This is a genomic window from Paraburkholderia flava (genome assembly GCF_004359985.1).
Taxonomy (GTDB): Bacteria; Pseudomonadota; Gammaproteobacteria; order Burkholderiales; family Burkholderiaceae; genus Paraburkholderia; species Paraburkholderia flava.
On record NZ_SMRO01000001.1, the window covers coordinates 1090306 to 1110987 of the forward strand.

Sequence of the window (20682 nt, forward strand, 5' to 3'; positions counted from 1 at the left end):
CTTGATCGTCGCATTGCGGGCCGCTCGCGCGGCCCGCTTTCACGTTAGTTCAGCTTCATCACCTCGATCACCTTTGCCACCGGCACCACCGGCATGCTCACCGCTGTCCGGTCAAGATCGAGCGTGACCTGCGCGGTCCCCTGAAAACCCTCGAGCTTCAGTTCGATCTTGCTGCCCGGCAACACTGTAAAGTCGCGCGGCATCATTTCCAGAGAGAAGCTGTAGGTCGAGCCCGGCGTAATCGTTGCGATCTGATCGAGGCCTTTGTAGAAGCGCGGATTCGCCCAACCGTACGTGACAGGCGTACCGTCGACCGATAGCGTTGCCTTGATATTGGTCACCGCCGGCGAGAACTTCCCGTTCATCGTAATCATGATCGTGCCGGCATAGCGTGTTGCATTGGCAAGCGGCGCACTCTCATACGAAATGGGATGCGTGCTGTCAAAGCTGATCGCCTTACCATCGACTCCATCCGTCGTGCCCGGCGTGAACAACCCTCCCTTCGTGCCGTCGCCGCGAAGATAGTACGGAACAGCCTGTGTTGCGGGCCATGCCTGCTCCTTCACGATGAGCTCGCCCGTCGGAATGCAGTCCCTCGGGTTATGACCGTCTTTGCAATGGCCGGTGAGCGTATCGTTGCTGTTGTCCGGATTGTTGCTCGTATCGCTGCCGCCGGTCGGTTTGTCGCCTGCGGGCGTTTCGCGCGCGTAGCTGGGCTGCGTCTCCACACCGTTATTCACGCCGAACAGATAGCGCGAATACCAGAGCAGCACCTCTTTCGCCCATTCCTTCTGCCAGACCGGATCGTCGTGGTTACGGCTATGCAGCCATAGCTGCACAGGCTTCTTCAGATTGTACAAAGCGTGATAGAGCTGCACGCCGTTCTTCGTCTTGACGTTGTTGTCGTCCTGCCCTTGCGTGACCAGCGTAGCGGCCTTGATCCGATCGGCATGCGATACCGTATTGCGTGCCTTCCAGAAATCGTTGTAGGCGAGCGTCGTGTCGTCGGATTGTGTGGACAGTTCTTTATAGAATGGTGCACATGCTTTAGCAGTGCGCGTCGAGCTTTCCGCGGAAAGATAGTCGGTCAGACCAATCGTTCCGATCACATCGGAGGTCACGCCGTTGTAGCGGAAATAGTCGTAGCCGTTGCTGATCCCCTCGACGGGAACAATCGCTTCCAGACCGGGCACGCCGGTGGCGGCAACCATCGAAGGCAGCGTGCCGCCGTATGAGATCCCTTCCATTGCGACGTGGTCGGTGGACCAGCTCGCGCTTAACGGATTACCTTTATCGTCGAACCCCGGTGCCGACTTGTCGCCGGTCAGCCAGCGAACGACCGCAGCCATTGCCTCACTCTCGGTCGAGTCCATTACCGACCAGCAGCCATCCGACAGATTCGTACCGAGCGAATCCGCATAGATGACGGTAAAGCCCATCCGCACATATTCCTCCTCGCCGAGAAACGGCTCCCGCTCTTTCGTCGCGTAGTCAGGGTCCGCGTAATAGACAGAAGGCCTGACGATGACCGGCGTCTTCAACCCCTCGTCGACTTCAGCGGGCTGCACGATGCGCAGCGCGATGCGATCTTTCTTGCCGTCGTGGTCGGTATCGAACGACGTCTGCACCGTCGCGCTGAATTTCTTCGGCGCGCGCATCGAGAGCCATGGGAGCACCATGCCGTCGTCCACCGTAGGGCCGTTGTGCCCCGGGTACAGCGTGCTGAGCGCAGGGTAAGCGATGCCCGTCGGTGAGCTCGCAAACTGCGCGCCGACTCCGGGCGTCGGCACAGGCGGTTTGAACGGTGCGGGGTCGGGTGTCGTCGTCACCGTTTGAGGTGTCGCTGTGACAGCGCTGCTACTCGATGCATTGTTCGCCGCACCGGGCTGATCGTGTCCACCGCCGCACGCGGTGAGCGTCAACAGTGCGGCGAAGATCGATGCGAGGCTCTTTCGAGTCAGATACGGCGGTAGCCATTCTCGATGCTTCATGTGTCCTCCTGCGATAGCTTCTGGTTTTGTTGTCGTAGCGGCTGCAAAGCGACGGCGTATGCGCAATGCACGCTGGATCGTCAGCAGACCTGCAATGGTGTTAGACGTATGGCGATCGACAAAGGACCAGGACAGCGGCGAAATATTTCTTTGGCGGCCGCTAAATCAGCGATACACGCACGTGTTCACTCGCACGCATCGCGTGAAGAAAATATTTTTTCGGAGCGACGGGTCCGTTCTCTCGCGGCACTCGTCTTTAGAGCACGACGCCATGACTGCGCAAACCGAGGCATGAGTCGTAGCCGGATGTCGGGTTACCTCACGGCTGCTGGAAACGCCGTTCACAAACAATTAACATCAATACGAGGTTCTGCAATGGTCGACAGATTTATCTATGGCGCGCGGTACGGATGCATATTCAGCGTGGCTGTAGCGTTGCTGAGCGGATGCGGTGGTGACGACAAGATCTCGAGTCCCACCGAAAAAAGCGCATCGCCTGCATCGCCGGCTTCCAGCCCCGCGGCGCTATCCGATCAGCGCTATGCCGATCCCAATACGTACAGCAGCAATCCGAATGACTCGCTTCCATCGAACAGCGCATTCGATCAGGCCGCCGTCACGCATCACACGATCACGCTCAACGGCAAGGCGATGAACTACACGGCAACGGCCGGGCATCTGACTGCCGTCGCGCCCAATGCCGATAAGTCCAAGCCAGCCGACAACGAGGTCTCGTTTTTCTACGTGGCCTATACGCGCGACAACCAGCCGCTCGGCACGCGTCCGGTGACGTTCTTCTGGAATGGCGGCCCGGGGTCGTCAACCATCTGGCTTCATCTGGGCTCGTGGGGGCCGAAGACGTTCCAGGTGGACGAGGCCAGCTTTACGCCGGATCAGTTGCAGACACAGCCCACGAGCTTCCCGCTGGTCGACAACGACGTGAGCATGCTCGACGACACCGATCTGGTTTTTGTCGACGCGCCCGGCACCGGTTTTTCGGAAGCCATCGCGCCGCACAAGAACAAGGACTTCTGGGGCGTGGACCAGGACACCAAAGCGTTCCGCGATTTCATTGCGCGCTACATCGCGGTCAACAAACGGCAGACGTCGCCCAAGTATCTGTACGGCGAATCGTACGGCGGTATCCGTACGCCGATCGTCGCGGATCTGCTCGAGCAGGCGGGAAGTCCAGGGCAAGGCGGGCCGGCTTTGACCGGCGTCATATTGAATTCGCCGATCCTGAGCTACAAGACGAATTGCGATATGTCCGGGGACGTGTCATGCGAAGGGTATGTGCCGACCTACGGCGCGGTTGCGTACTCGAAGAAAGTGGCAACAGATCCTCTTGCGGCCAGTTCGACACTCCCCGACTACGTGAGTCAGATGAGATTCTATGTAGCGCAGTACTGGGCTCCCTCACTGGTGCCATACCTCTCTCTCCCCTACAAAGTGTGGGATCCGTCTACCGACACAAGCTCCCTTCCCAGCGATGTACAAGCTGTGATCAAAACTGAACAGACTGTGTTCAGCGCACTCGCGGCAAAGACGGGTCTCACGACTGCAAACTGGGCCTTGAGCTTCAATATGCAACCCAGCGACTTTCAGTCTGACATGCTCACCCGGCTCGGGTTGGGAAGTGATTCCTCGCACATGGATCGCTACAACGGCATGGTCACCATTCCTGTGAGCGCGACATACGATGCGCAAAGCTATAACGATCTCGCGTTCCAGAACGAAATCACTGATTTCCTGCCGAGTTTCCTCGGGTACACGAGCAAGTCGAAATACGCTTTGGAGCCGAACGCCCCCATAAACATGTGGAACTGGAAGCACGGAACAGACAAGTCCAATCACCCCACCTCACTCCCCGATCTGACCGACGCACTGACGCTCGATCCAAAGCTGAAGGTGGTGGTGTTCCACGGTTATCACGATCTCGCCTGTCCGCTCCATCAAAGCGAGCTCGATCTGGGCGGCGCCGGTCTGGCTTCGACCGTACCCATCAAGGCATTTCCGGGCGGCCACATGATCTACCTGACCAAGGACTCACGGCAGCCGATGAAGCAGGCCATCGACAGTTTCTTTGGCACTGCATCGACGGCAACTGTCGCCGCGCGCTAAAGAGCGCATCGATCCGGATCACTTCGATTGAAATGAGGCAACGATGAAATTTCTTTGTGCAAAAACGATGCTGATCGTGACGGGGCTGATGGCGGCCTCTCTGGTCCAGGCAACTCAATACGGTGTTTCGACTGCGACCGACGGACAGGCGCCGGTACGCATGCTCAAGGTTGGAGACAGGCTTGTCACGCCGCCGCCCGACCCAGCCGGTACAGCCGTTCCAGAACCGCAGGGGCAAACGTTGAGGGATCAGGTAATCGCCAACATGAAGCGCCGCTTCGACGCGGCAGCCGATCCGTCGACACATCTTCTGTCGCAGGCGGGAGCGAAGCAGGCGGGTCTCGGTTACGTCGCGGACCACTTCGGCGAAATCGATCGCTCAGGTGGTGGGTATATCAGCTTCGATGACCTCGAACGCTACCTCAGGCACAAAAACGGACCGGCATTCGCAGGGTCGTAACGTACGCCTGTAGTCTAAGCACTGCCGATGCCATCGATAGGACAAAGCGTTCTATCGATGGCATCGGCACGTCCATATCGATCAATCGAACGCCGGGTGCCTCGGCAATATTCAACGTTCCTCAACAACGTCGTCTTTAGACAGTGATCTGGCAATTGCCTCTACTGCTGAATCTGGTCTTACACGAAATCGCTAAACATTTCCCGCCTCGACATAAATATGTTTAGCAACCCTGGTCATCATTGAGACAAAAAAACACACAGATACGCGGAATAAACGAAAAATCACGCCTTACAGGCGACCCGCTCCTGCTTGCGGCAGCGTTCCTTGACACCAAAATTCTTACCGCGTAAAAATCGGCCTCATTGATTTGATGTCACCTCCGTGTGCTAGTCACATGAAATTCGCATCTGAATATTCGCATCTCAATCTGCGGTTTATTGCACTCGCTCGGAGTTACCTTGGCTAAGGGGCTTTTCGATGAACTGGTCAGCGGCTATTACGAGTTGAAGCGCGTGCTGACGCGCGAACTCGATACCGATAACGCTGCCGACGTCGCGCAGTCATCGTTCGAACGGGCGCTGCGTTATGCGCAAAGCCATGAGGTACACTCGCCCCGTGGCCTGCTGTTCGGCATCGCACGTAATCTGCAGATCGACGGAGGCCGCCGCGTGTCCCGTGTGTCCTGGCGGTCAGTCGACGATACCGAAGACGATCTCGACCGGCTCGCCTACTCCGAACTTACGCCGGAGCGTTCGCTTGCGGGTCGCCAGACGGTCAACGAACTATGCGCGATCATCGATGCGCTGCCGCCCCGTTGCCGCGAAGCCTTCGTTCTCTGCAAACTGCATCACATGACTTATGAAGAAGCAGCCAACGAAATGGGCATCAGCCCCACGGTCATCCGCAAGTATCTGGTGCAGGCGATGCGCGAGTGTCGCGTCGTGCTTCGATAGGCACTGTGTCGCGCGTGCATTGCTTCCCGGATCGCCGCGCCCATGTCGTTGAACCAGTCCGAGCGCGATCACGCCGACGATCTGTTTTCCTCCGCGCAGTTCGGCGATGCACAGCAAAAGAAAGCCGCGCTCGCGGCTATCGATACGTGGACCGCACAGATCCCGGAACGGCTCGCTTATATCGCCGAACTTGAAACCGCCAATCGCGCGGTGGACAGCAACCTTGCTGCTTTACGCAGCCGCTATCCGCGGCAGCTCGACAATCGCACGCCTGCGCCGAGCCAATCTGCGCGTGCCGTTCGCCTGTCCGGACTCTGGCCGGGCGTCGCACTCGCGTGCTGCGCGATGGCTATCACAGCCGTATGGGTCATCAATCCTGTGCAATCGCGGCAGGACATGTCTTCTTCGATCGGACAGCAAGCGTCTCTAGATCTCGAAGACGGAAGCCACGTGCTGCTCAACACGAATACGGCAATTCGCTTCGTCAACCGGTTGCGCTCGCGGGAACTGACGCTTGAGCGGGGTGAAGCGCTCTTCTCGGTCAAGCACAGCGCGCTGCGCCCTTTTCACGTGTATGCGGGTACGGCCGAGATTCGCGATGTCGGTACGCAGTTCAGTGTCCGGCTGCTCGATGGTGCCGACGGTGTCAATGGTGCCGCTAACGGCGTAAGCGTGGCGGTACTCGAAGGACAGGTGTCGGTGACATCGTCCGCCAACACGCCACCCACGCTTTTGACCGCGCACGAAGCATTGCGCATGAACGGAACCACTGTCGTGCCGGTCACCGGATCCGGGGCCGTGACCGCGATGCTCGACTGGACAAAGCGACGCCTCGATTTCGACGCGACCTCCATCAGCGACGTGATCGATGAATTGCAACGCTACCGGAAGCAGCCGATCGTACTCGCCGACAAACGCGCAGGCACGTTTCGCGTGACCGGTGGATTCTCGATTGCCGATCCGGACCAGTTGCTCAAGACGCTGCCGTCCGTCGCGCCCGTCACGGTCACGATGAAGCCGGACGGCACCGCCGTCGTCGCATCGCGCCGCTAGAACCTGACCACGAACAAAAGCCTTTGACGCGTGCGATCCGGATGCGGATCGCCGATGAAGCAGCATGCTGCCCGTCAACCCCAAGCCGCACGCGATCACTCGCGCCACGCATCGATGAGACCGCGAATGACAGCCAGCAGGACGACGAAGCTGCTTGTGCGCTGCATGCTGGCGATGCTGCCAGGTATCGCGGCACATGCGCAGACGACCGTCGAGCTGCCGGCTCAATCGCTCGCGCTCTCTCTTTCGCAACTCGCGCGCGACGGCAACGTCAATATCCTCGCGCCGGCCGCGCTCACGGCGAATCATGATGCGCCCGCGTTGTCGGGCACGCTGACGCTCTCTCAAGCGATCGATCGTCTTTTGCAAGGCACAGGACTCACTGCGCAAAAACGCAACGAGAGCACGTACGTCATCGAGCGATCGACCGCGCAGCCAGTCGCACCACCGCCCCTCGCTACCGCAGCTACAGAGGCCACCACGGTTCTACCGATGATCGCGGTGACCGCTCAATCGGCAACCGAGGATCTGGGGTTTGCCGCTCAATCGTCATCGCTCGTCACACGAACGGACACACCCGTCGCGGACATTCCTCAATCGATCGAAATCCTCACCGCAAAGACACTGGAAAGCCAGCAGGACCAATCCGTCCCGGATGCATTGCGTAACGTCAGCAGCGTCACGATCGAGCGCACGCAAACCTACACGACGCACGGCACACCATACATCCGCGGATTTATGGCGCCGGTGCTGATCAACGGTCTGCCGATCGCGGTCACCCAGAGCGATATTCCTCTCTCGTTACCGGCAGTCGCGTTGTCGCGCGTGGAAGTGCTCAAGGGTGCCGATTCGATACTCGCCGGCAGCATGGATCCGGGCGGCATCGTCAACGTGGTGACGAAAAGCCCGCAGGCCGATCCGGTTCATCGGTTCACCGTGCAAACCGGATCATATGGCGACTGGCTAGGTTCGCTCGATCTGGCCGGCCCGATTCTGGACAATCGAAATCTGACATACCGTTTCGTGATTTCCGCCGAACGTGCCGATCGAGATTTCATGGGCTACGACGGTCAACGCGACTTCTACGTCGCGCCGTCGATCGGCTGGCAGGATGCGCGCACGCGCCTCGTCGTCGGGTTCGAGCAGCACACGAGCCGCGTCCCTGTCGCGCCGACTTCGTTGCTTCTCCCGGGAGGACCGCTACAGTCTTCGTCGCCGCTAGGCCGTCCCGACGACGGCTTCATGTCGAACAGCACGTCGCTGTACTACGACTACACGCGCAAACTCGCCGGTTCGCTGACGTTCCACAGCAAGGCCCGGTACGACGCGACAAGACAGGATTTCAAGGCCTATGAGCTCACGCAACTCTCCGATACTCCGTCAGTCGGGCACTTCATCGCGCAGACCAATCATGTTCAGCAAAATCAGATCAGCCTCGACAACAATCTGCAGATGAAGGTCAACACGGGCCCGGTCAGACAAACGTTATTGGCAGGCTTCGCGTGGTCGTCGGACCGGTACGCACAGACCCGTGGAACCGGGTTCACTGAAAGCGCTGCGCTTCCGTCGCCGCAGCTGCCGCCCATCGCGCTGCAGGGCATCACGGAGATGCCCGCCGAGACGGACACCCAGACCGTGCTCTACGTGCAGGATCAGATTGCATGGGGTCCCGTACGCGTGTTGCTTAACCTGACGCACAGCCGCATCTGGACGACTCACGCGCTAACCGGTTCTTCATCGAACAGCGCGGGAAACTGGTCGCCGGGCATCGGCATCGCGTATCGGCTAACCGATGCGGTTACCGTCTACGCGAACGCGACGCACAGCTTCCAGCCGCAGTACGCATTTCTCACGTTCGATGGACACGCATCGCCACCGAGAGTGGGCCACTCCGTCGAAGCCGGCGTGAAACTCGCGTTGCTGGACGACCGGCTTACCGCAACAGCAGCACTGTTCCGAAGCCGGCAAGCGGATTCCGCGCAGATCGATGTGGCTCATCCGGGCTTTTACGTCATCTCGCCGAACTTCGCTTATCGCGGAGTTGAATTCGATATGACCGGACGCCTGTTGCCGGGCTGGAATGTCATTGCGAGCTATACCTACAGCAACCTGCAATCTCCGGGCAACGAATGGGGGCAGTTGCCGACCCATGCGGCAAGCTTATGGACGACCTACGATTTCCAGGGCGAACCGCTACACGGATGGGGGACGGGTGTCGGCATATGGGCGCGCAGCCGTTATAGCGCGAGCGACAGTCAGGCAGCCATGCATCCGGTACCAGGTCAAGCCCGTACCGACGCCAGCGTCTATTACCGCGCTCGACGCTGGACGGCCACGTTGAGCGTAAAGAACGTCTTCAATCGCCGACTGTACGGCGATTACGCGTTGGGGAACGTAGAGCTGCAAGCGGGACGCCTCTTCTATCTGAGCAGCAGCTACGATTTTTGAATCGATGGGGCGAAGCCCCGGCGACTGTCGTGTCCACGATGAATCGTGGACACGATCTATTTCGCTCGACGAACTACCGCTGCAGATAGCGCCTGACATCGTCGAACGTCACCACCCCGCGCTTCCCGGTATCGATCTGCGCAAAATGCTTCGCGACGAAATTCAGGTTGTGCTGGCTGGCCTGCGCAGCCGTGATGGCTCCCGTGCCCGACGTATCCGCCACTTCGAACTTCTTGCGAAGATTGTCGAGCGCCTGATTGCGCAACTCGGCACCGGATGCACGATGCAATGGCGCCTGGAGCTGAAAACCCGGCTGCGGAATCGGCGGATCGATATCCGACAGGTGAAGCTGCGGAGTCGGCGCAGGATTGGAGACCTGAGCCTGCGCCGTCTTGCCGACTACTGTCAGCCCGCTTGCCAGCATCATCGCCAGCAGAACGAATCGCGTCATACCGTTTGTACCTTGCATCACCATGTTGTCTTGCTCCTTCGATAAACAGTCTGTTGTCCGCGCGGCGATCCGCCGGTCAACGTTGTGCCGAAAGCAGATAGGCACCCTGAGCCGGGGATGCTGCCACTGCGCTACCCGGTACGGCAGGCACTGCCGTCAGTACGCCTGGTGTCTGGTAGAAATTCACCAGGTCCGTCTTCATCGGCGCACGCGAGGCTTCATTGAGGTAAATCATGTGGCCACCGTCATAGAACGTCGTGGTGAGGTTCGGCTGGGACCCGAGTCGGGCCAGCGAGGTCTCCGTTGCAAAAAGAGGGGTGGCCAGATCGTGATAGCCGTTCATCACCAGCACCTTGAGCGTCGGATTGAGCAGCAGTGCACTTTGCAGATCGGGCACGGTGTCCAGTACGCCGAACGTGTTCGCGCCGCCGTCATGCGACCAGTTCCATGCACCGATGACCGAATTGCTAAGCTGGATATAGGTGGTCTGTGCGTTGGTGTACTTGAGGGTGCTCGCAAGATAGGCGGTTCCCTGCGGGCCAAACGTGCTCGTCATCTCGTCGGATGGATCGCCGTCGGCTTTCGCCCACGCACTGTTTGCGGGAACCTTCACGCGGCCATCGTAACGACCGATCAACTGGTCGGGGAGAAAGTTCTTTGCATATTTCTGACCCGTGCTAAGGCCGTTAATCGAGGTGAACGAGCCCGACGCGTTAACAAGAAAGTGCCTCGTTTGATAGGTAACGACATCAGCTGGCGAGACTCCGAAGGCTTTCAGACTGGCAGGATCATTGAATACGCCGGGGACGCGGAGAGCAGACAGCAGGCTGGACGAAAACCCATAGGGATTTTCCCAGACACCTGCCGCGATGCCGGTGTACTGGGCCAGCTGCGCGACCGTCGTTGCATCGTAGGCGGTGTATTGCGGATTCTGCACAAGCGGAACAAGCGTGTTGCCGGCATAACTCTGGACGTTGGTCACATAGGCTGCGAGCGATGGAACGGGAGGGACGAGCCCAAAATACGCGCCCACCGCAGCAAAGCTGGGCAAGAAGTAAGCGTCGGCATTCAGCGAATAGTCGGCGTTGTAGTCGAGACAGGCCGATTGCAGAACGATGCCCGTCACAGGCGTTCCGTTTTCCTCCAGCAGGTTGACCAGAATGTCGGTGCGCGGTGTTCCATACGATTCACCGTAGAGATACAGAGGCGATTGTTGCCGCTTGTTGACCGACAGGTAACGCTGTACGAAACCTTCGAGTATGCGTCCATCCGGATCCGCACCCCAGAAGCTGCTATTGGTAGCCGGCGAGATCGCCTCCGAAAATCCGGTTCCCGGCGGATCGATGTACACCAGATCCGTCGTGTCGAGCAGGCTGTCCGTGCTACTGATCATCGGCAAGGTGGTCGGCAGCGTATTGGGATCGCGCACGGCCGGAGCGTTTGTCACGATCCGTACAGGCGACCACGCCGCCATGTGCAGGAAGATCGAAGAGGCTCCTGGTCCGCCGTTGTAGGTGAACGTGACGGGACGCGAACCTGGGGGCACACCGTCGCGCGTGTAGGCTGTGTAGAAAATCGTCGCCTTGTTGCCGGTCGTCGGATCGGTCGCGACGAGATGACCGGCGGTCGCCGTATAGCCAAGCGGGCCGCTGGGCAACGCGATCTGATGATGCGTGACCGCGGCGGCTTCGACGGCCTGGGCCGCCGGTATCGAGTCGCCGGCATTACCGGAGTAAGCGACAGGGTCGGCGTAAGCCTGATCGGCGAGCGCCGCAGGGGAACTGGCCGGTGCTGGCGTACCCGCAGCGGGCTGCTGGGGATTGCCCGGCGACTGATTCGAAACCGCACTGCCTGCGATCTTGTTGTCGCCGCCGCACCCCGCCAGCAACGAAACAAGTAGCCCTCCTACGCACCCGTAACGGGCACAACGAACCAGCACGCTGATCATTCCACATCCCCTTTTCTCTCGAGTACCTGAGCCTCTCGACCGCGCGCGTCACTGCGAGCGGCTCGTGAGCCATGTGATAACCGGCGTTCGTCGATGCTCCGGCAGCGCCCATTAGCGGGCCGCACCGGATCGCACGGTCTGCTGCTAAAGACGAACGCGATATGAAAAGAGACCAGTCCCACATGAAAATTTTCGCGACCTTCGACAATTCCCGGGTGGCTCGATCGTCGCTTCTGCGGTCAATCCAGGCGCCGCTCGTCGTTCGCGTACATCGCGTACTCGCGTGACACCGCAGTGCATGCCCGGCATATCTGCTCGAGCATCCCTTTCTTCATTATTCGAATTCCCCGACAGATGAATTCGCGCTGCCTTGCTTTATCCATGCAGCCGAAGTCCATAGGATTGACCCTGACAGAAAACCGGGACACGCCCGTTGCGTCGTACCCGGTTGCACGAACTTCAGGGAATCTCCAATGCACCAGCAATCGACGAATACGTCCCCCACAGCGCTCAGGGCCAGTCGCTCCAAAGCCCTTGTTCTCATCGCGGTTATCCTGGCCTGTATCAGCCTGCCTTTGAGTCTGTCGGCGGGGCCCGCTGCGCAAACCTTTATCAGTCGCGATCTCGCGGGCGGCACGGTCGCGCTCTCGTGGATCACCAATGCGTTCATGCTCGCGTGCGGCAGCACGTTAATGGTGGCGGGCGCGCTCGCCGATCACTATGGCCGCAAGAAGGTCTTCTTCGTCGGCATGCTGGTGATGACTATCGTGTCGCTCGTGATGCCGTTTGCACCCAGCGTGTTGTGGCTGGACTTCCTTCGCGTTCCGCACGGCCTTGCGGCTGCCTGCGCGTATGCGGGCGGCGTGTCGATGCTGGCTCAGGAATATGAAGGCGCGGCGCGCGTCAGAGTGTTCAGCCTGATCGGTATCGCGTTTGGCGCGGGCCTCGCGTTCGGCCCGACGCTGGCCGGCATTCTGATTGCTCTTTTCAACTGGCATGCGGTCTTTCTCAGCAGTGCGCTGATCAGCTTTATTGCGCTGGTGCTGTGCATTTTCTGCATGACGGATAGCAAGAATCCTTCGGCGCATGGTCTCGACTGGCTCGGTGCCGGCATCTTTACGGTCGCGTTGACGCTCTTCACCTTCGGCGTGATCGAAGCACCGGTGGCCGGCTGGACTAGCGTGCTGGTACTTGGACTGTTTGTCGCGAGCGCTTTGACGCTGGGCCTGTTTGTCGCGGTCGAGATGAAGGTCAAGAATCCAATGCTCGATCTCAGCCTGTTCCGCTATCCGCGCTTCGTGGGTGCGCAGTTGCTGCCGCTCGCGACCGCGTATTCATACATTGCGCTGTTGATTGTTCTGCCGCTGCGTTTCATCGGAATTGAAGGATTGAGTGCTCTGGATGCCGGGATATTGATGCTGTATTTTTCGGCACCGTTGCTGGTTGTCCCGTTTCTTTCGGCGATGCTCACGCGGTTTATTCCGGTTGGCATTCTGTCGGGGCTGGGGATGCTGATTTCGGTTGTCGGGCTTTCTCTGCTTACACAGGTACCGCTCGGGAATCACGGGTTTCTCATGCGCGTGGATTTGCTGCTGATCGGGCTCGGTGCTGCGATTCCGTGGGGGTTGATGGATAACCTCGCGGTTAGTGTCGTGCCTAGCGAGAAGGCCGGGATGGCTGTCGGTATTTTTGGTGCTCTTCGTGTGTCGATCGATAGTACGGCGATGGCTATCGTGGGGTCGTTGCTGGCGTTTTTTGCGCAGCAGACGCTGGGGGATATCAGGCCTGAATTAAGCCCGGATGTGCTGGCTTCCGGCGCGGCGCAGCTTGCTGCTGGAACACTCGATAAAGCAGGTTCTATTCTCTCTGGGTTCGATCATGCGCATTTGTTGTTGGCTTATGATCTTGCGTTCAAGAAGTTGCTATGGGTGGCTATTATTTTGACTTTGGCTGCTGCTGTGCTGGTTTTTGTTTTGCTTGGGGCGGTTCGGTCTGATCATGGGGAAGTGGCTTCCGCCGGGAAGGTTGAGCCTAGCGTCTCGTAATCGCTTTGTGTTTTGGTCTTGCAGGTGGGTGTGATTTTTCTGCTTGCGGCGTGCGATGTTATTTGCTTTTTGTTTGCCTGTGCAGGTGGCTACGATTTAGCGCCTCGCGGCGCGCGCGTTGCCCCTGTGCGGGGCGGCACCTACTTTCTTTGCCGCGGCAAAGAAAGTAGGCAAAGAAAGCCGCTCGACACGTTACCTGGTCCTTTCCGCGTGATGCGCCAGTGGCACTCGCCTAAGTGGGCACCACGCTCGCTCTGCCTGGTGGTCCGAGACGAGATCGTCTCCCGGATCGCAAACCGGAGTGACAAGGCGCCCGCCCACCCCGCAGCGCACTTGTGTGCGCGCGGACCGGTTTGCTTGGGAAGCCATCGGGAAGAACGGGTACGCGGTACAAACCAGCCACGACGTTGAAGTGCGTCGCGCGATTAAGCAGAGACGCTGCTCGAGATTGACCGAGGGTTATGCCCCTCGGCGGCGAAGCCCGCCGGAACGGATGACTGCCTTGTCACTTCGGTTTGCGGCGCGAGGGCCAGTCTCGTCTCGGACCACTACGCAATGTGAACGTGGTGCCTACTTAGGCGAGTGCCACCGAGGCAGCACACGGAAAAGATCTGGTAACGTTTCGGCGGCTTTCTTTTGCCTACTTTCTTTGCCGCGGCAAAGAAAGTAGGTGCCGCCCCGCACAGGGGCAACGCCCGCACCGCGAGGTGCAAAATCGTAGCCGCCTGCAAGAGCAAAAGATAAAGCACAATGCCTGCGCCGCAAGGCGCTAAAACGCAGCCGCCTGCCAGGGCAAAACAACAGACAACATCAAACAACAACGGAAAACAAAAAAATCGCCAGCAAACGGCGAGGGCACCGTCAACCAGCGAGAGAGAGAAAAAAGTCAGAAATCACTTCCGCTGCAACGCAAACAACGTCCCAGCCACCAAAATAAACGCCCCAACAATAACCTTCTGCCAGGTACTAGGCACCCCAACAAGAATCAGCACGCTATTAATCAACGTCACAAGCACGACACCCAGCAAAGTCCCCGCAACAGTCCCCGTCCCACCCGTAATCCGGGCACCGCCCAAAATCACCGCAGCAATCACATCAAGCTCCGACCCAACCAGATCGAACGGATTAGCCAGCCGATTATTCGACACGTGCAGAATCCCAGCGATGCCAGCGAGCATCCCCGTATACCCAAATACGAACAGATGAATCGCCCGCAGGTTGTAACCCAGCCGCTCGGCAATCGCGAGACTGCCGCCCATCGCGTAAACGCCGCGCCCCATCATCGTGCGATTCAACAGCCACCACGTCACCAGCGCCGCCAGCACCAGCGCCACCACCGACACTGGCAACACAGCACGCAACCCATCGGCCGTGTGATAAAAAAACAGCGGCATGCGACCGAAGTGATCCATGCTGTGCGGAATGTTCATGAAGAACGTCGTGCCGACAAAGGTCAGCAATATCCCGCGATACAGATACTGCGTGCCGATCGTCACGATCAGCGAAGGTGCCTTCAGCCGATGCACCAGCAAACCATTCAGCACGCCAAGCAACACGCCGCCAAGCGCACCGAGCAACAGGATCAGCGCGAACGGCGCGTCGGGCCACCACGCGAACACGGCCTTGGTAATCGAGTACATCGTCAGTGCGCCGATCGCCGTGAACGACACGTCGATACCGCCCGATGCCAGCACGACGAGCGTGCCGAGCGCGAACAGCGACATCGTCGTCGCCGAATGCAGCAGGTCGAACAGCGTCGCGAACTGGAAGAAGCGCGGATTGATCGCGCCGACGATCACGCACATCACGACGATCAACGCCGCCGTGAACCACTCCGGGTTGCGCGCGAGTCGTGCCCCCAGGCTCGGTGGCTTTACCCGTGGCGCAACTTCGATGACGGTGGGGCTGCTCAGGGTCGGGTCGATACGCGAATTCATGCTGGATTACGTCCTCGATTATGCGGCGTCCGACAGCAGCGCCCGATACAGCGCCGCTTCGTCGAGCTGGTCGGCGCGGTACTCGTCCGCGATACGCCCTTTCTTCATCAGCAGGATGCGGTCGCTGTTCTGCAGCAGCTCCGGCAAATCGTCGCTGATCAGGATGATGCCGATGCCGCGCTGCGACAGCTGCTGCATGATCCGGTAGATGATGTCCTTCGATCCGACGTCCACGCCGACCGTCGGTCCATGCAGGATCAGCACGTGCGGGTCGATCGCGAGCCAGCGGCCGATCAGCACGCGCTGCTGGTTGCCGCCCGACAGCGACTGCACCGGTTTGTCGACGCCCGGCGTCGCAATCTGCAATTCGTTCACGGTGCGCTCGGCGAGCGCCTGCGCACGCTTGCGGTCGATCTGGCCGAAGCGGTCGCGCAAATCCGAGATCAGCGCGGTGATCACGTTGTCGCGGATCGGCTTGTCGAGAAAGAGCCCTTCGTTCAGGCGGTCTTCGGGCACGTAGCCGATGCGTTGACGGCGCGCATCGGATGGCGTGCGCAAGCGGATCGGCCGGCCTTCGAGCGTGACGGTCCCCGCTTGCGCCGGTGCCACGCCGGCGAGCGCGCGCGCCAGTTCGTTGCGGCCCGAATCGAGCAGGCCGGTCACGCCGAGAATCTCTCCGCGATGCAGCGCAAACGACACGTCGTCGAACTGCCCCTCGCGCGTGAGGCCGCGCACGTCGAGCACGACGTCCTGGCCAAGGCCACCGTCGCGATAGCGTTCGGTCGACAGATGGCGGCCGGTCATCAGCTCGCTGATCTGTGCTTTCGTGAAATCGGCGATCGGGCCTTGCGCCATTTTCTGTCCGTCGCGCAGCACGATCACTTCGCCGCCGATCGCATAGCACTCGTCGAGCTTGTGACTCACGAACAGCACGGTCACGCCCTGCGCGCGCAGATTCGCGAGCACGGCGATCAGGTTGTCGACTTCCTTTTGCGTCAGCGACGTGGTCGGTTCGTCCATGATGACGAAGCGCGCCTCGCTCGCGATCGCGCGAGCGATCGCGACCAGTTGCCGCGTCGCGAGCGGCAGTTGTTCGACCAGCGTGCCGAGGAATGCGGCGTCGCCCGGCAGGCCGACGGCCTGCAGTGCGCGTGCCGCCGTTCGCGCGAGCGCGCGACGGTCGAAGGTCCGCGTGAGCCGGCCGCCGTGTTCCGCCAGCTCCGCCGTCAGCGCGACGTTTTCAGCGACGCTCATGTTCGGCAGCAGCGACAGGTCTTGATACACCGTTTCGATACCGGCCGCGAGCGCTTCGAGCGCGGTCAGCTTCGCGTGGCGCACGCCCTCGATCACGAGTTCGCCTTCGTCGGGCGGCTGCGCACCAGAGATGATCTTGATCAGCGTGCTCTTGCCGCAGCCGTTCTCGCCGAGCAGGTGATAGATCTGCCCGCGTTCGAACGACAGGCTCACGCCGCGCAACGCATGCACGCCCGTGAACCGTTTATGGACGCCGGCCACCTGCAGGAACGGCGTGGATGTTGCCTGTTGATTCGTCATGACACATCGCAGCTTGAGGGCGCACCGGCCGCAATGGCCGGCGCGCCGTGACACGGGATCAGAACGGGTACTGCTTGTAGTTCGACTTGTCGACGTTCACCCAGCCCTGGCCGCGCACGATGATGCCCTTGCCCGGGCCCTTCGCGACCGTGACCTTGTTGTAGCCGGGAATGCCGAGGTCCGCACCGTTCTCGACGGTCTTACCGTCGAGCAGCATCTTCGCGATCTTGTTCATCGCGAGGCCGGCGAGCTTCGGATCCCAGAACGCGATGCCGTTCACTGCGCCGCTTTCGAGGAACTTGCCCGCTTCCATCGGCAGGCCGGTGCCGTACACGCAGATCTTGCCTTGCAGACCCGCCTCTTCGACCGCGCGGCCGATCCCGATGATGTCGAGCGACGACGAGCCCTGGAAGCCCTTCAGATCCGGATGCTTGCGCAGCACTTCCTTCGCGACTTCATACGCGCGCTCGCCGTCGTTGTTGGTCTCGAGCTTCGGCTCGACGAGATCCATCTTCGGATACTTCGCCTTCGCGTTGTTGATACCGCCGTCTGCCCACTGCACCTGCGAGCGGCTGCCGAGCGAGCCGACCAGCACGGCCCACTTGCCTTCGTTGTGCATGCACGACGCGAGCCGCTCGTTCAGGCCCGCACCGTACGCGGTGTTGTCGAAGGCCTCGATGTCGACCATCGTGTTCTTCTCGTTGTCTGCTTCATGCGTGACGACCTTGATGCCGCGATCCATCGCCTTCTTCAGCGCGGGTTCGAGCGTCGGCGGATCGTACGGCACGACGGCGATCGCGCTGACCTTCTTCGCGATCAGATCCTCGATGATTTTCAGTTGCTGTGCGGCATCGGCGCGGCCCGGTCCGGTCTGGTACGCGGTGACGCCCGGCGTTTCTTTCGCGAATTCCTTCACGCCGTCGTCCATCCGGTTGAACCAGCTGATGCCGGTCACCTTGACGACGGTCACGATGGTCTCGTTGGTCGCCGCTTGCGCCGCGACGATCACGCCCGCAGCGAGGGCGCCCGCCGTCACTGCGGCAGCCAGTCGAGTCAGTTTCATGCGATGTCTCCTTTATTGTTGGATCGAATGTCGAAAAACGGAATTACGGTCTTGCAGGGCGGCGGGGTTACGCCGCCCTCTTTGGGTCGCGGCGGACATCAGGGTGTGACGTCCGCCGCCGACAAATATGTCTGTCGCCGGCGCGGCTGCTAGCGCCGCGCGAAGCCGAAGATCGCGCGCACCCGCTCGCCGCCCGCGAACGCAAGCGACAGCAGCAGCAGAAAACCCCACGTGCAGTCGCCGAAGAACTGCGACACGCCCAGCAGGTTGAACAGACTCGACAGAAACTGCAGCACGGTCGCGGCGAAGAACACGCAGACGATGCGTCCATAGCCGCCCGCCGGATTGACGCCGCCCATCACCGCAATCAGGATCGCGATCAGCAGATACGAATTGCCGTAGTCCCATTTCGCGCTCGACGTATGCGACGTGCTGATCAGCCCCGCGAGCGATGCGAGCACGCCGCACATCGTGTACGTGAGGATCAGCATCCGCGCGCGCGGAATGCCGGCGTAGAACGCGGCTTTCGGATTCGTGCCCATCAGATAGAGACGCAGGCCGAACGGGCTGCGTTTGAGCAGCCAGCCGAGAACGAGAATCGCCGCGACGAAAATCACGAACGAGATCGGCACCTGAAACACCGTGCCGTTGCCGATGGCCGACAGCGGATCGACATAATCGACGTGTACCGACGCACCGTTGCTCAGTACCACCGCGAAGCCGGTGAACAGCAGCTGCGTGCCGAGCGTGCAGAGAATCGGCGTGAGCCGCAGCCATGCGATCACGACGCCGTTCAGCAATCCGCCGATCAATCCCATCGCGACGACGAGCACGCAGAACAACGACGTGTACAGCACCGGCGAATCGTCGCCGCTGACGAAGTGCGGAACGATCAGCGCGGCGACCATCCCGGACAGGTTCGCGAGCCCGACACCGGACAGATCGATGCCGCCGTTGCCGGAGATCATCGACAGCATGATGCCGAGCGCGAGCAGACCGAGTTCGGGTAGCTGCCCACCCATCGACTGCAGGTTGTCGATCCCGACGAACTGGCCGCTCGACAGCCACGTCGCGACCAGCACGACAAGCGCGTTGACGATTAGCAGAAAATTCAGTTGCCGGTCGGCGAAGACCTTTCCGGCGGCGGGCGAGAACTTCATGATGACGGCCAGCTCCTTCAGACTGCGTGTACAGCGTAACTGCTAGCGGGACGACAGCGCGTGGCCCAACTAGCTCGCTTCTTTCAGCACCCGGTTGATCTCGTCGAGCGTCGGCATCGACGGCGCGGTGCCCGCGCGCGTCACTGAAATACCGGCAAGCGCACAGCCGAATCGCATCGCGTCGACCGGATCCACGCCGCGTGCAAGCGCCGCGGCAAAACCGCCGGTGAAGCCGTCGCCGGCTCCTGCGGTTTCAACCACACGACCGCATCGGAACGACGGGATCAACACCGACTGCTGCGCCGAATGCAGCAGCGCACCCGCTTCGCCGAGCGTGACGATGACTGCACCGACGCCCTTCTTCAGCAATACGTCGGCAGCGCGGCGCGCATCGTCGGCGGATTCGACCGGCAGGCCCGTCAGCGCCGCCGCTTCGGTTTCGTTCGGCGTCAGGTAGTCGCACAACGGATAGATGTCGTCGGGCAGCGGCATCGCGGGCGCCGGATTGAACACCGTCGTGACACCGTGACGTCGCGCGACTTCGAGTCCGCGACGCGCCGCTTCGAGCGGCTGCTCAAGTTGCGTGACGAACACGCTGGAACTCGCGATGTCGGCTTCGATCGCATCGACGTCGCCCGCGTTCATCGTGCCCGCCGCGCCGGACGCGACGATGATCGCGTTCATGCCGGTGGTGTCGTCGACAAAAATGTGCGCGGCGCCGGTCGACACGCCTTCCACCGTCGACGCGCGCGCCGTGATGCCTTCCGCGTCCCACGTTTTGCGCGCGATCTCGCCGAACGCGTCGTTGCCGAGGCGCGTGCAGAACACGACGTCGGCACCGGCTCGCGCCGCCGCGACCGCCTGGTTCGAGCCCTTGCCGCCCGGCCCCATCTTGAACGCCGACCCGGCGATCGTTTCGCCGATCAGCGGCATGCGCTCCGCGCGAAACGTCAGGTCCGTCACGTAGATGCCGAGAATGACGACGCGGCCCCGGCGTTCCAGCTGCGCGTTCATGACGCTTTCCCCGCTGGCGCATCGGGCGCGAGCAGCACGCCCTTCGAGAATACGAAGCAGCCGTAACCGCGCTCCTCGCCGGTCGCGATCACGCAGTACGCGTGTTTTGCACGCTCATAGAACGCGAAACGTTCGATCGATGCGAACGGTACGCTGCGTCCTTCGGCGGCATCGACTTCGGCTTGCGCTTCGCGCTGCACGGCCGGAATCGTGTTCGGCTCGCCGACGACTTCCATCCGCAGCGCCGGATGCTCGACGAATGTATCGAGCGGCATCACCGACAGCACCGCGCGAATCGCGCGCGCCGCATCGACGCCGTCGAGTCGCAGCGGCTTGCCGAGCACCGTCGCGCGCGCGACGGAATCGGCGGGAAAATTCGCGTCGCAGATGACGAGTTCATCGCCGTGGCCCATCGCGCGCAGCGCGTGCAGCACATCGGCATTCAACAGCGGGTCCAGATTCTTCAGCACGTTATCTCCTC

At 60.7% G+C, this 20682-nt stretch carries 15 protein-coding genes; 6 read left to right on the forward strand and 9 right to left on the reverse strand.

Features of this window, described 5'->3' with window-relative positions:
- Nucleotides 1-44 precede the first annotated feature (44 nt).
- The gene (locus tag E1748_RS04795; protein ID WP_133645992.1) at nucleotides 45-1991 is read right to left on the reverse strand and encodes a CocE/NonD family hydrolase; all 1947 of its coding nucleotides are present in this window, start codon (nucleotides 1989-1991) and stop codon (nucleotides 45-47) included.
- Between the two features lie 423 nt (nucleotides 1992-2414).
- Here E1748_RS04795 and E1748_RS04800 point away from each other — a divergent pair, with 423 nt between their 5' ends.
- The 5 genes from E1748_RS04800 to E1748_RS04820 all read left to right on the forward strand — a co-directional run bounded on the left by E1748_RS04800 (nucleotide 2415) and on the right by E1748_RS04820 (nucleotide 9029).
- Complete coding sequence (locus E1748_RS04800; RefSeq protein WP_166653503.1) at nucleotides 2415-4112, forward strand: S10 family serine carboxypeptidase-like protein; 1698 nt, start codon at nucleotides 2415-2417, stop codon at nucleotides 4110-4112.
- Between the two features lie 67 nt (nucleotides 4113-4179).
- Nucleotides 4180-4572 (forward strand): hypothetical protein, encoded by a 393-nt coding sequence (locus E1748_RS04805; RefSeq protein WP_133645994.1) that lies wholly within the window; start codon nucleotides 4180-4182, stop codon nucleotides 4570-4572.
- A gap of 461 nt (nucleotides 4573-5033) precedes the next feature.
- Nucleotides 5034-5528 carry an RNA polymerase sigma factor gene (locus E1748_RS04810; RefSeq protein WP_133645995.1) on the forward strand — a complete coding sequence of 165 codons (495 nt, stop codon included), beginning with the start codon at nucleotides 5034-5036 and terminating at the stop codon, nucleotides 5526-5528.
- A gap of 42 nt (nucleotides 5529-5570) precedes the next feature.
- Complete coding sequence (locus tag E1748_RS04815; protein ID WP_133645996.1) at nucleotides 5571-6581, forward strand: FecR family protein; 1011 nt, start codon at nucleotides 5571-5573, stop codon at nucleotides 6579-6581.
- Nucleotides 6582-6707: 126 nt separating this feature from the next.
- Nucleotides 6708-9029 carry a TonB-dependent siderophore receptor gene (locus E1748_RS04820; RefSeq protein ID WP_166653504.1) on the forward strand — a complete coding sequence of 774 codons (2322 nt, stop codon included), beginning with the start codon at nucleotides 6708-6710 and terminating at the stop codon, nucleotides 9027-9029.
- 73 nt (nucleotides 9030-9102) lie between these two features.
- Here E1748_RS04820 and E1748_RS04825 read toward each other — a convergent pair whose 3' ends face one another.
- Nucleotides 9103-9480, reverse strand: coding sequence for an EF-hand domain-containing protein (locus E1748_RS04825; protein ID WP_133645998.1), 378 nt, complete (start codon nucleotides 9478-9480; stop codon nucleotides 9103-9105).
- A gap of 76 nt (nucleotides 9481-9556) precedes the next feature.
- Nucleotides 9557-11428: a S10 family serine carboxypeptidase-like protein gene (locus tag E1748_RS04830; protein WP_133645999.1), complete on the reverse strand. Its 1872-nt coding sequence runs from the start codon at nucleotides 11426-11428 to the stop codon at nucleotides 9557-9559.
- 473 nt (nucleotides 11429-11901) lie between these two features.
- On the opposite strand from E1748_RS04830, the gene E1748_RS04835 reads away from it, so the two are divergent.
- Nucleotides 11902-13473 carry an MFS transporter gene (locus tag E1748_RS04835; RefSeq protein WP_133646000.1) on the forward strand — a complete coding sequence of 524 codons (1572 nt, stop codon included), beginning with the start codon at nucleotides 11902-11904 and terminating at the stop codon, nucleotides 13471-13473.
- 893 nt (nucleotides 13474-14366) lie between these two features.
- On the opposite strand, the gene E1748_RS04840 is transcribed toward E1748_RS04835, so the two are convergent.
- The 6 genes from E1748_RS04840 to E1748_RS04865 form a co-directional block, all read right to left on the reverse strand.
- On the reverse strand, nucleotides 14367-15410 hold the full coding sequence (locus tag E1748_RS04840; RefSeq protein ID WP_133646001.1) for an ABC transporter permease: 1044 nt from the start codon (nucleotides 15408-15410) through the stop codon (nucleotides 14367-14369).
- Nucleotides 15411-15428: 18 nt separating this feature from the next.
- Nucleotides 15429-16964, reverse strand: coding sequence for a sugar ABC transporter ATP-binding protein (locus E1748_RS04845; protein ID WP_133646002.1), 1536 nt, complete (start codon nucleotides 16962-16964; stop codon nucleotides 15429-15431).
- Between the two features lie 58 nt (nucleotides 16965-17022).
- Entirely contained in the window at nucleotides 17023-18027 is a 1005-nt protein-coding gene (locus E1748_RS04850; protein ID WP_133646003.1) for an autoinducer 2 ABC transporter substrate-binding protein, read from the reverse strand.
- Between the two features lie 149 nt (nucleotides 18028-18176).
- Nucleotides 18177-19187: an ABC transporter permease gene (locus E1748_RS04855; protein WP_133646004.1), complete on the reverse strand. Its 1011-nt coding sequence runs from the start codon at nucleotides 19185-19187 to the stop codon at nucleotides 18177-18179.
- Nucleotides 19188-19256: 69 nt separating this feature from the next.
- A complete protein-coding gene (gene rbsK / locus E1748_RS04860; protein ID WP_133646005.1) occupies nucleotides 19257-20201 on the reverse strand; it encodes a ribokinase in 945 nt (314 codons plus the stop codon).
- Nucleotides 20198-20671, reverse strand: coding sequence for an RbsD/FucU family protein (locus E1748_RS04865; RefSeq protein ID WP_133646006.1), 474 nt, complete (start codon nucleotides 20669-20671; stop codon nucleotides 20198-20200). The genes rbsK and E1748_RS04865 overlap by 4 nt, the downstream gene beginning before the upstream one ends.
- Nucleotides 20672-20682 lie beyond the last annotated feature (11 nt).